This is a genomic window from Microbulbifer variabilis (assembly GCF_023716485.1).
Classification (GTDB): Bacteria; Pseudomonadota; Gammaproteobacteria; order Pseudomonadales; family Cellvibrionaceae; genus Microbulbifer; species Microbulbifer variabilis_B.
Genome location: NZ_CP092418.1, coordinates 2,188,782 through 2,201,860, shown reverse-complemented (window position 1 = coordinate 2,201,860; position 13,079 = coordinate 2,188,782). Strand labels below are relative to the sequence as shown.

Here is a 13,079-nt window from a genome sequence, read left to right as displayed (position 1 = left end):
CCCTCCACTACTTAGGTTTCACCTATTTACTTTGAGCAGATGATCAAAGAGCTTACCTGAATTCAATGTCGTGATGCATTAGTGCATCTTCCACTGATCCTGATAAAGCCACCTTAAACCTTTTGCCAAGCCAATTGGAAAGGTTGAATAGTGATCAGCCCCGCTTACCACCTCATCATTGAGAGACATACCCTGATAATTTCGTGAACGCAAACGCCCAACAAAGGCCTTGTGACCGCCCACCATGTCATGATTCATCCTCCCGTTTTCTTGAGTCTCCAGAGCACCAGTTGCAAGGTAAATATTTGCACTTAATGATTTATTCCTTTTTGAATACGCCTCCTCAACATCAAAAATCATTTCATTTTTATACCAAAGCGATGGGCTAGTGAGAATATAACTGGAAAACAGATCCGGCTTATTCAACAATACCCAGGCTCCAAATGACCCGCCTAAAGACTGACCAGCCAAGATTCTTTTTATAGGATTTGTACGATAATTTTTCTCTACAAACGGGATAACCTCTCCCTCAATAAACCTAAGATATTCTGGAGCACCGCCGGTCTTGTAGCGCCTCCAACTTTTATCAACCACCGGGGTAAGATCCCGCACTCGACTAAACTGTCCCAGCTCCCCTTGCGCAAAAGAGATACCGATTACAATCGCCTTATTCATACTTTTCAGATGTGTCACACCTGCAGCAACTTTGAAAGTATAAGGGCCATCATTTAGATAAAGAGTGGGATAAGTTTGATCACTCTGAGAATCATCATAATAGCCAGCAGGCGTTTTAATGTATAAATCATATTTTCGCCCTAATATTTTTGAATGAATTGTAAAAACCTCAGAATTATCTAGCTCAAAAGCTCCAGGCTTGGGAACAACAAGTTCTTCAGCCAGCGCAGGAACGGAACATAGGAATAACACGACTACAATATATTTTAACTTATACACACCCTACTCCTCAGAGTTTACTTTCTACTCTAAAAACCTTTTCCTACCCAAATAGCAATCAGATCATAAAAGCATCAATTACCACAGGTATATGAGAGACACGCGGCATAGAAGCGAAAATAAAAAATTACTTGGCAACAAGTAAGGAGTTTAGATTTTTATATCCAACCGAGACAATTATCTCACTCAAAGGTAAATCTCAGGTCTCTGCTTTCCTACCCTCATTATTAATAAACGATCACTATCGAAACCAAACATGCAGTACAGCTAAGCTCAAGCTCTGCCACCCACGTAAGATAGAAAAAATGCTCTATCATTTATACTGGGCCCCTAGCTCAAACAAACAAATAAATAAATAATCTTTCAGCTTTTAAGTGCCTTGTAGACCCTTAAGGTGTCATCTACCGCCTCAACAAATTCATAAAAACGTTCCAAACTTTTTCCTGTTAAACGATCAGAAGTAGGAAGGTCCAATCTAAGTGGATCTATTGCTTTACCATTTTTATGAATTTCATAATGTAAATGCCGCCCCTTAACCCTACCTGTAGCCCCGAGATAACCTATCACCTGCCCTTGCTTCACTTTCATACCGGTCTTGATACCCTTGGCATAACCTTTAAGGTGCGCATAAATAGTTTGAATACCCGATTTGTGGGCAATGCGAATATAATTTCCAAAGCTACCAAAGTAAGAGGCCCTTTCTATAGTGCCATCTCCAGCGGCAAGTATTGGTGTACCTGATGGAGCACCAAAGTCAAGGCCATTATGCATTCTTGTATACCCCAATACTGGATGTTTACGTCTGCCGTAATATGATGATAGACGTGCATTCTTTAATGGAGTCTTCATAAGGAAGCTTCTTGAGCTTTTTCCACTAGGGTCCAAGTAATCAACAACGCCTGACTCATGATCTTGATAGCGATAAAGGGAAACGGAATCACTTTCTAGAGAAATCTTAGCAACATGTATTGCATTGAAAACTTCATCACCCTCTATATCATCCCGCAAAGTACTATAAAAGATGGAAAAGCGATCACCTGAACGAATCTCACGCTGAAAATCTATCTCGTAACTTAAAATTTCATTCAGCTTAGTCAGTATCGCATTATTCAGACCAAGCTGTAGACCAGACTTATATAAGCTACCTGCAATCTCACCTTCAACATAATGTTTTTGCAAAGTAGTTGGGTTTTTCTTCTTGAAAACGATGAGTTTTTGACTAGATTTCTTAATCTCTAGACTCTCAGCAAATGCCAATTTCACCCCAATACTTTGAAACCGTGATTGCTCATCAAAAGTTAATTGAAAAACCTTCCCCACTGGTATTGCATTGACATCAAAGTGCTCAGATAAAAGCTGTATGACTCTATATGCATCTTTATTACCAACGGAGTTTTCAATAAGCAAGGATAACAAACCCTGATTTTTAGCAAGCGATACGGACTTTATTCGGTCATATTTATTGGTAACAAGGGATACACCACCCATTTCAGACTCATCAATTTGAGTATTTTCCACCCTCAAATAGAACCTATCCGTTTTTGCCGAATAAAATATAGACAGAACATCTTCATTAAGCTTAAAGATACTCTCTTTCTGATCAAAAGACTTTGCCTGAAGTACCTTTGGGTATAGCAGTACCATCATTAGAATATAAATCAATTTAAGAGTAATACTACCAAAAGAAAACGGTATTCTTTCAGAATCAGCATTTCCAACTAGACACTTTTTCATATCTCAACCAAACCACAATGCAAGCAAATGTTCCGGATCAACTCTTTCACCTTGCTCAATCAACTCAAAATGAAGATGAGGACCTGTTACTTTCCCGGTAACACCAACTGTTCCAATCTTTTGTCCGGCTTTCACATTTTCACCAACCCTCACCTCCCGAGAATCTAAATGCGAGTAAAGTGTCTGTGTATTATCTCCATGATCAACTATAATTATCTTTCCGTAATTTCTATGTTTGTAGTGATCAGTTGAAACAACAACAATTCCACTAGTAACAGAAACTATTGGCGAACCCAGCGGAGCTGCGAAATCCGTACCAAGGTGAGGTTTCCTTCTGAACTCCTCTAAACCTCCAAATTGACTGCTTATACGTGCACCTTCAACCGGGGCTATCCATGTTTCTTTTTTAGAGCTAGCGATTGAAAAGCTAGAATTTACAAAAACTCCAAAAAATATTAGAAATATGGTAAAAAATACAAGTGCTCCTCTAAAGATCCCTGAAACCAATCTATTAAGCTCAGAACTTTCACAAGCAGCCTCCCTGATATACACCACTCTCTTTTTAAAAAAAGTTAACTGATTAGCCTCTTCAAATACTGAAAAGGCAGCAACACCCTTACAGCTGGTTTGCCCAGAGCACTGCTGTAATGTTCGTAGCATTGCCTGGGCATATACTCTTCCACTTCCTATTTCGGAGGATTTTAATACTTCTCGGTCGCAGGATAACTCAATAGCCCATAACATTTGCTCTTTAGCCCACCTAACAAATGGAATGAACCATAAAAAACTCACCAAAACATGGGCAACCATGATAAGCAAAGGGTCTCGCCTTCTTATATGGGTTAATTCGTGCTCCATAATTAATTGTCTTTCCTTCGCATCCATCGACATTAGATAACCAGGCAAAACGAGCCTCAAGTTAAGCAAACCAAAAACGAAAGGTGAGCACTGGGCCTTTGTAACAATTAGTTTTACATTCTTTTTAGACAGGTAATCAGACTGTTTACTGGTTAGCAGATTACTGACAACTTGTCGCTTGAGGTCCACCTCATTAGCAATATCCAGCATTTTAACCAATCGACTATGCCTTCTAAACATTATTATCAGGCTCAGTAATACCCCACCAAGATACAAAATCATCCAGGAGCCCGTTAGAATGTCGATATAATTCAAAGTTAGTGTTTTATTCTCCAGCTGAGCACTTTCAATTACTGTATAATTAAAAGCCGCCTCTGGAGGCGTAAGATCATATCTAAACTCAGGCACCAAGCCCGTTGAAAAGAAACCCAAAAATTGCGCAAGAAAAAATGGCAGACTAATCACACATAAAACACACACCCAAAAGCTACGCCAGCTAGTAACACGCCTAGACTTAAAACTGGCCAGAGAGGTTATTGCTCTTACAGTGATATAAATGAAGCATGCCCAAATTACGGAAAATATGGATGTAACAAAAAGATTGGGCGTAAAGAATGACAACGAGGATAGTAATTCCTGCATATAATCTCACAGCCTCCCCGATTCAGTCTGCTTCAGGCCAGGCATTCAACATTTCCTGTAGCTCTTCCAGATCCTGGTCATTCATTAATTTACTGTTAGCAAACATAGCTATAGGAAGCGGACCATCCAGTTCAAGAACCCGTGAGGCGAAGTCTGTGGCATATTGTGCAAGTGTTTCGACCTTTTCAAGGGCTGCCTTATAGACTTGAATGCCGTGTACTTCAGACTGAATCACAAAAGACTTATCCCGCATTCTGTCCAACGTTTTCCTGGTGGATGAATAGGACCAGCGGAGTTCTGATTTCACCTCTTCATGCAACTCTCTTGCACTTAGTGGACTCTGCTTCCAGAGCGCCTTTAGCAAAGTAAGCTCTGAGGGGGAGGGTTTGGCTTCTTTCATTTATTTTTTTCTCGTGACGTTAATCGCATTTTCGCTACACCGAGGGCAAGTATGCGACAAGAGTCGCACGCCGTCAAATAATAGATGGCTCTACCGGTCTTCATCTCCCGATGATTTTTTGCGCAGCAATTAATGGTGGGAACTAAACCAAAATTGATAACAACCAAGTACGAAGATTCGTAAGCCGTCATCTAGTAATTAAGTGGAATTAGGCTAGAAAGAGTGGATAGTCTGGGAGGCCTAGCTATAAATCAAACATTAGCAAAAACGCACAGGAATTTTTGGATAAACCTTAGTTAACCACTTTGCCAGGGAGTCCGGATTCAAATTCAATCAGAAAACCGCTGCAGAACCTGCAGAGAGTGTATAGGTACTTATATTCATATTCTGCTTTCCAGCCACTCCAACGATAGCTTCACTGACAATCCAATGCATCTTCTTATCAAGCTGAATAGGTCAGCATGACTCATACCGAGACTGCTCACTACACTTCAATATGGGTTCAAGCGGTAAAAATAATAAAACTGGTCGAACGCCTAAACCCACCAAGCGCAAAGTCGATTAAGAAAGCCGCATGAAAGATCATACGACTTTCTTCAAGTCTAGGATTAACTAGGCTACAACAAGTGTTTCTTTCTGATGCGAACCTGCCGTGTCTCCCTCCTCCAGGTTTTCCGTAAACCCAAAGTCCTCCAAAATTCCATAAAGCGCCGGCAGCACCAAAAGGATCAACACCGTTGAGCTACTGATTCCAAATACAATACTGGTTACTAGGGGTACCAACACCTGGGCTTGCAAGCTTGTTTCAAACAGTAGGGGCAAAAGACCAGCGATCGTTGTAAGGGAGGTCAAGAAGATTGCGCGGAAGCGGTCTCGACTGGCTTGGCTTGCAGCGCTATGAACATCCATACCCTCGCGTACACGCCGTTTTACAAATTCCACCAATAGGATGGAGTCATTCACCACAATACCGGCAAGAGAGACAAAGCCCATCATACTTGGCATAGACATATTCTGCCCCATAATTAGGTGGCCCCAGATAACGCCGATCAACGCTAGTGGAATGGCGACCAATACAATTAAGGGCTCTACATAGCTGCGAAATTGTAAAGATAATATCAGGTAGATACCAATAGCACCGACCAACAAGGCGCTGCCGATGGACTTACCTGTGACTTCACTGTTCTTAATCTCTCCCTGCATATCGACACGAAGACCGGGAAATTCTTTTTTAAGTTCAGCGAGGAATTTCTCTTGGGTATCCCCAAGCACCTGGCCCGCATTAGCTTTCTCAGTAAAGACGTCGGCAAATACACTTACTACTCGTTCACCATCTATTCGCTGAACCCGTGCGTAATCACGATTCATCTCAACATCGGCAATGGCAATCAAGGGGACGCGCTGCTTGGTAACAGGATGGATAATGACCAGTTCATCAAAACGGCTCAGGGCTCCACGGGAATCCGCATCCATACGCACTTGGATCTCATAGGTTTCTCCCCGGTACTGAATCTCATCAATCTCCATTCCTTGATAAGCCGCACGTAACTGGTTGGCAACATTACTGGCATCCAGGCCAGATGCGTAGGCACCCTCACGCATTTTTATGTTTAATTGCGGCTTGCCTGGACGTAGGTCATCCACCACATTCACTACACCGTCGTATCCTCGCAGCCAATTCTGCAAGCGAATAGAAACCTCTTTCAGCTGATCCAGCTCCAGTCCGCTGATGCGTATGTGAATAGCACGGCCCGCGGGACCTAAGGCTGGTTCTTTATAAAGAATCGCGATCGCACCAGGGGTTTCACCTGCAGCCTCACGCCAAGCATGGCGCAATTCATCCAAACTGGTTTTACGCCCTTCCGCAGCCAGTAAGTCGACATTAATCGTTGCCACATGGGGTCCAGTTTCAAAGGCATCGCCATTGACACCAAAGGTTACACTTGCGTGATTGACGAGAGGAGCGCTTTCCCTTTCAGAAAATTCAGCGGCTACTAAATCAAGAGCATCTAACTGTTTATCGACCAGTTTTTCCATATTCTGCAAGGAGGTACCCTGAGGCATTAGGATGCGAGCTTGCAGCAGATCGCCCTCCAAAGTTGGAAACCCCTGAAACTTCACAATCCCAGCCGGCAACAAACTTACAGTCAAGAAGAATAGACCGAGCACCCCACCAACAAAGGCGTAACGGTATTTAACAGCCCAATCTGCCGCACGCCCCACACTCTCACGCCAGCCTTCAAAGCGTTTGGCAAAAGCCTTCTTCCAAGCGGGTGTTCGGCTTTTGTGTTCAAGCGCATGGCGCAAGTGTGCAGGCAAAATTAAGAAGGCTTCTAACAAGCTAACAATTAATACTGAAATCAGGACAATCGGCAGCACTTTAAGCACCTGCCCCATATCCCCTTTAATACAGATCAGCCCACCAAATACCATCACTGTGGTTGCAAAAGAAGACAGGACTCCACGGGCAACGCGCTTGGTCCCAATCACTACAGCCTCTAACGGGGAGCGACCATCGCGATGTTCGCTGGCAATACTTTCTGAAAGTACTATGGCATCGTCCATCAAAATACCGATAGCAATTAGTAAACCTACCAAGCTGATCATATTGATGGATACGCCCATGGCGGTGATCAGGGCAAAGGAGCCTAGAAAGGATACCGGCAGTCCCATCACTACCCAGAATACATAGCGACCACTAAAGAAAAGATATAGCGCTAGGGCGACCAGAATCAGGCCCTGCCAGGCATTGGAGATAATCATTTGCAATCGATCGGCAACGATGGAGGCGCTGTCTTGGGTAAGGGTTAGCTTGATCCCCTCGGGCAACTTCGCACTTTCACGATCGACAAAAGCACGCACAGCTTCCAGTACACGCAGGCTATCATCCACACTGTTTTTTTCTACATTGAGCAAGGCTGCGCGATGACCATCGAAAATAATCTTGTCCTCCGCCAGCTCAAAGCCATCATAAATTTTCGCGATATCGCCAAGGCGCACTTCGGCACCATCTTCGCCTTTAAGGACTACAAGATTTTCCAACTCTTCTACGTTACGGCGCTCTTCAGTAAAACGCAGCTGATATTCACGATCAGGTGTGGATACCTTGCCGGCAGGCATATCAATGGCTTGCTGATCAATAATATTGGCCAACTCCATCACACTGAGCCCGTACTGGCGCAGGTTGTAATCGGATATTTCGATCTGCAGCTGATGATCTGAGAAGCCCGAGATACGCACTATAGGGATGGCTGGGTCACGCAGTAATTCGCGGCGATAGTGTTCCGCCAATTGATTCAATTGTGGCAATGGCAGATCGGCACTGATAGCAATACTTACAACGCCTTGAGTGCGCCCCATTTCCTTGACTACCGGGCGCTCGCTCTCTGCTGGCAGCGAATCAATGCTATCAACCGCAGACTCCACATCCGCAACAAACTGGTTCATATCTCCAGCTTCCTGCATTTTCAGGGTCATCAGCCCGAGATTATCCTTAGCTTCACACAGGCGTTCATCAATAAAGCTGATACCGTCAGTGGCCTCCTCCAAAGGAAGGCAAATACTGTCTTCGACCTCAGCAGCGGCGGCACCGGCATAGGGGACGGAAACCTGCACTTCGAATTTATCGATTTCCGGCATGGTTTCGCGCTTCATACTGGGTAGGACAAACAGTCCGCTCAACATGAGTGCAACCATTAACAGGTTCGCTGCGGTGGGGTGTGCGGCAAAAAAACGAATCACTGCAGTGTACCTCCAGTATTCACCACCACGGCCTGCTGGCCGCTGCTCACAGACACGTCCATGCCATCAATCGCCGGTATCACATCGGTGACAATAACCTGCTCACCGGGAAACAAGCCTGCACGAATCACCGTAGTATCCCCCTGATGGTAATCCACCTGCACCTGCCGCAGGCGTAACTTGCCATCCTCCACCAGATACACCCTACCCTCATGCAAGGCCCGGCGGGGAATGGCTAGGGCTGGAGCGGAGGGTGCTATTAATTCCACACGAGCATACATGCCTCGAAACAGCGGCGGCTTTTTTCCGGCGAGGGCTTCGCCATAGGGATCATCTACGGCAACCACTACTGAAAGCGTACGACTGGTACTATCGAGGGCCCCTCCCAGACGTACGACCTGGCCCTTCCACTCATTGTCTCCAGGCCCACCAACCAGAGTGATGCGCGCCTCCAAGCCCAATAGTATTTTGGGAAGCTCTTCTGGCGCTGGCACAAGGTCACTGCCTGGCCTGAGATTACGCAACAGTGGCGCCACATGAAGCATGGGAAGCTCAGCGGCAATTTCCACCTGATCCAGACCACTGGCATCGAATAAGCGCGCATTGCCTGCCACATATTGATTTTTCTCTACATGGACCTCACCAATACGCGCATCGAAGGGTAAGGTTACCTGGGTACGCTCCAGACTGTATTTACTATCCCGCACTTGAGCCTCAGAGCGCGCAATCTGGGCCTCGATTACCTTGCGGCGCGTTGGAAATAAGGAGAGCTGACTGGTTTGGTTTTGCACTTCCTGACGCAGGCGCAGCACATTTTGCTCTTCGACATCCACACTTGAGCGAGAAACCGTGCCCTTGGCCACTAACGTTTGCTTGCGCTCTAACTCTTTCTCACCCAGCTTCAACGTACGTTCGGCAATCTCCAAAGAGCGTTGGCTATTGACCTCCTCCACCTTGAGTTCCTGCAAATTAGCACGGTTAGCTGCCAAATCACTTTCAGCCCGCGCCAAGTTTAATTGGTAGCTAGTGTCATCAATTTTCAATACCAGGGTGCCGGCAGGAATAATATTTCCACTCTCTAACTCCGGCGCCGTGTAGACTATCCGACCACTCACCTCAGCATTGGCTTCAAGAAAGGTGCTGGGTTTCACTTCACCGTAAGCTACTGCTTGGGCACGTAGCGGCAGCTCTTGCACCAACACAACATTTACCGGGGTGATCAGTGCATCCTGCACATCGTGGTTGGGCGGGCTCTTACTCATGACCAATGCCATTGAAAGAGAAATACCAACGGCAACAAGAATAGGAAGCGCCAGGCGGCGATTCATCAGTTTCTGTAGTTGGACCTTTTTCATCACCACCAATCTCCCAATATTCGACTGTTACTCGGCTATAGCGTTATTGGCCACTCCATGGAGCAGCAACTTAACGGTGTGGTCAATCCACTTATCGCTGGTTTCTTCATCCAACCTAAAAGAGAAAATCTCCTTGAAGGGATCCCCCGCGATAAAGGGGAATGCAACCAAACTGACAAAAGAAATCGGCATAAGATTAATATCTAAATCTGGACGTAGGTGGCCGGCGCATTGAAGTGCATGTAAGAGCTCCCGCAACATAGGGCCCAGTACAGATGCCAGTCTATCGGTAAATAAATCGCGCATTCGACCAGGCTTGGAGGCCACCTCCCCCACAATAAAACGGGGTATCCAGGGCTCACGGATATAAAGGCGGATAATACGAGCCATTGCATCCCTCAGGGTTTCTAGACTGGGCTCCTTATCCCCCAGACTCATAGTGAGAAATGCCGGGCCACTCTGCATAAACTGACCACGTATAACCTCGATAATCAGCCCTTCTTTACCGTCAAAGTGATAGCTGATCATGGCGGAATTTACCCCAGCACCCTGAGCGATCTCGCGAATTGAGATATCACGAAACGCTTTCTTACGAAGAAGTCTATGGGCAGATTGCATCAGGGACTCGCGTACCTGCCTTTCACGCTCCGGGTCCCTGGGCCGTCCACGGCCACGACTGGGTGTGGTGTTAGTCAACTTGATATCCAATTTAATTAATCACATGATTAATTAAATTGGATATTTGCCGGGAATACAAGATGAAAACCAGACTAATAAGTCACAAACTAAAGAGGCTCTCCGAGGCACTCACACAAAAAGTACTGCCAGACTGCCCCGTCACTCCAGGAGCCCTTGGCTCATTAGAAAACTGGGGAGCAGCCTTTAGCACCTGGGTACATTTATCGCCAACGGACAGGGAAAGAAAGGGCCAGCGCGTGGTAGCAGATCAGAACTTCAGACAAAAACAAAAAAGGCCCACGAAGGGCCCTCTTAGGGAGGTAAATGACTCAGCAGAAAAAACCTAAAGAAATTTCCTGAGCCATCCATTACTTACAGAGACTTAAATCTAGCCGTAAAATGTCGCAACACTGGCGGCTCATATTCAAAGGTCAGCCCTTTCAATTCATGTGCTCGATTCTGCAGCTCTATAATCGCATCAGCGATATAGTCCATATGATCATTGGTATATACACGACGCGGAATCGTCAGGCGCATCAATTCCAAATCCGCCTTCTTCTGTTCACCGGTTTCCGGGTCACGCCCCAACAATAAGGAGCCAATTTCCACCGCACGGATACCCGCTTCCAGATACAGCGCGTTAGTTAAAACTTGTGCGGGGAATTGCTCTGGTGGGATATGCGGCAGAATCTTAGCCGCATCGACAAACACCGCATGGCCACCTGTTGGAGACTGAATGGGCACCCCACCCTCGCGCAAACGCTCACCTAAGTAGGCTACTTGGCTGATGCGGTATTGCAGGAAATTTTCATCGGCGGCCTCATAAAGACCCCGCGCCAATGCTTCCATATCACGCCCCGCCATGCCCCCGTAAGTTACAAAGCCCTCCATAGGTACGCAGCGGGTACGCACAGCCTGGAAAAGCTCCTCATGATCACGGATACAACATAGGCCACCAATATTCACCATCGGATCTTTCTTGGCAGACATGGTCAGCATATCGCCGTATTGATACATCTCGCGAATAATCTCCAGGATCGACTTGTCCTGATAACCTTCTTCGCGCTGCTTGATAAAGTAGGCGTTCTCACAGTAACGTGCCGAATCGATCACTACTGGAATATCGTATTTCGCGGCTATCTCATATACTGCGCGCATATTCGCCATGGAAACTGGCTGGCCACCCGAGCTATTGCAAGTTACCGTGGTGATAATTGCACAAATATTATTCGCCCCATGCTCCTTAATGGTCTCGACCAAAAGATCCAGGTCAAAATTCCCTTTCCAGTCATAAGCCGTTAAGGTATCAAAGGCCCGCTTGTCCAACACATTAACCGCTTTGCCACCATTCAACTCAATATGGCCCGCGGTGGTATCGAAGTGATAGTTGGAGATAAAGACTGGTGTCGTACCACCACGTACCTGGCGCATACGCTCAATCAGAGCGGGAAACAGGATCTGTTCAGCACCACGGCCCTGGTGGGCGGGAACGGTTAATTTATAACCAAAAAAGTGCTCCACTGCTTGGCACAAGTTGTAATAGTTGCGGCTACCTGCGTAAGACTCATCCCCCAACATCAAACCGGCCCACTGGTTATCGCTCATGGCCCCAGTGCCAGAATCTGTTAGCAGATCAATATAGACATCATCACTGCGCAGCAAGAAAGGGTTCAAACCAGCTTCTGCCAGAGCCTTCTCTCTATCGGCCAAAGTGGTCATTTTGATCGGCTCAACCATCTTAATCCGGAATGGCTCAGGAATACGCTTCATCATTATTTTCCTTATCAATCCTGACAGCGTGAACTGAATTATTGACTCAGTCACACTGCATGCTGTTTTTAACGCGGATATAGTACAGATGAAGTGGTAAATGTGCGAATGAGAAGTGACTGGAAGTAGGATTGCCTTGCCTGTGAAAGGTATAGAGGGTATCAAGATACTAGTAGCGTGGACTAACCCTACATATATGGTTTTGACGATTTTTTATAGACATCTATACCAAACATGAAAAAGATTGCTGGTGATAGAACAGTTGCAAAGAAAAATCTTAGCTACTTACCATGCCAAAGTAATAACGCCGCCAGTGATTTAAAAATCAACATCTGGGTAGCCAGGTGCGCCAACTTTTAACATTCTAACTGGATCCATCTCGGCCATTTCTTCAAAACCTCTCTGAGTAATGGAAGGTCCATCGAAACAACGTAAACCCAAAAGCGAGCCAACACGGACGGGGCTCATCGTAGCCACATTGCTAGGCCCTACCTAAACCCACTCACCGTAAAAGTAAACTCACTCGCATGAATATTCATACACGTTTCTACTCTGCCAAAATAACGAAGCACATTCACTCAAGCTCATCTAATCATAATTGAACCCTAAAAGAGCAAAAGACTAACAAATATGGAATTACAGTACCAAATACAGTGTACACCTTGAAACCAGCTTTATTTACTTATTTAAAATCGTACTGTAAGCTCTCCACAAATTATCGGATAATTTTAATCACGGAGGGATAAATTAATTCAGATATTTTACCTCAAGCGATCAATCGCTTGAAAAAACTGAAAACTTTCACAACTTATTTCACACTTCAAGATTTAAAGAGCTTTTTTCAAGAGACACTATTCCAAAGTGTGACATTTAACACGTCAAGTGGGCAGACCAAAAACTTCACTATTTAGACCTTCAGCATCACTTGGTGAAAAAATACAATTATT

General features: G+C 45.4%; 8 protein-coding genes. All 8 read right to left on the bottom strand.

Features of this window, described 5'->3' with window-relative positions; translation table 11 throughout:
- Window positions 1-78 precede the first annotated feature (78 nt).
- Entirely contained in the window at window positions 79-954 is an 876-nt protein-coding gene (locus tag MJO52_RS09835) for an alpha/beta hydrolase (protein WP_252085763.1), read from the bottom strand.
- A 363-nt stretch (window positions 955-1,317) separates the two neighbouring features.
- Window positions 1,318-2,688 (bottom strand): M23 family metallopeptidase, encoded by a 1,371-nt coding sequence (locus MJO52_RS09830; RefSeq protein WP_252085762.1) that lies wholly within the window; start codon window positions 2,686-2,688, stop codon window positions 1,318-1,320.
- A gap of 3 nt (window positions 2,689-2,691) precedes the next feature.
- Window positions 2,692-4,188 carry a M23/M56 family metallopeptidase gene (locus MJO52_RS09825; protein WP_286037012.1) on the bottom strand — a complete coding sequence of 499 codons (1,497 nt, stop codon included), beginning with the start codon at window positions 4,186-4,188 and terminating at the stop codon, window positions 2,692-2,694.
- A 22-nt stretch (window positions 4,189-4,210) separates the two neighbouring features.
- Window positions 4,211-4,588: a BlaI/MecI/CopY family transcriptional regulator gene (locus tag MJO52_RS09820; RefSeq protein WP_252085760.1), complete on the bottom strand. Its 378-nt coding sequence runs from the start codon at window positions 4,586-4,588 to the stop codon at window positions 4,211-4,213.
- Between the two features lie 612 nt (window positions 4,589-5,200).
- Window positions 5,201-8,329 (bottom strand): efflux RND transporter permease subunit, encoded by a 3,129-nt coding sequence (locus tag MJO52_RS09815; RefSeq protein WP_252085759.1) that lies wholly within the window; start codon window positions 8,327-8,329, stop codon window positions 5,201-5,203.
- Entirely contained in the window at window positions 8,326-9,684 is a 1,359-nt protein-coding gene (locus MJO52_RS09810; protein WP_252085758.1) for an efflux RND transporter periplasmic adaptor subunit, read from the bottom strand. The genes MJO52_RS09815 and MJO52_RS09810 overlap by 4 nt, the downstream gene beginning before the upstream one ends.
- A gap of 27 nt (window positions 9,685-9,711) precedes the next feature.
- On the bottom strand, window positions 9,712-10,380 hold the full coding sequence (locus tag MJO52_RS09805) for a TetR/AcrR family transcriptional regulator (protein ID WP_252085757.1): 669 nt from the start codon (window positions 10,378-10,380) through the stop codon (window positions 9,712-9,714).
- Window positions 10,381-10,734: 354 nt separating this feature from the next.
- Complete coding sequence (locus tag MJO52_RS09800) at window positions 10,735-12,132, bottom strand: tryptophanase (RefSeq protein WP_252085756.1); 1,398 nt, start codon at window positions 12,130-12,132, stop codon at window positions 10,735-10,737.
- Between the last annotated feature and the right edge of the window lie 947 nt (window positions 12,133-13,079).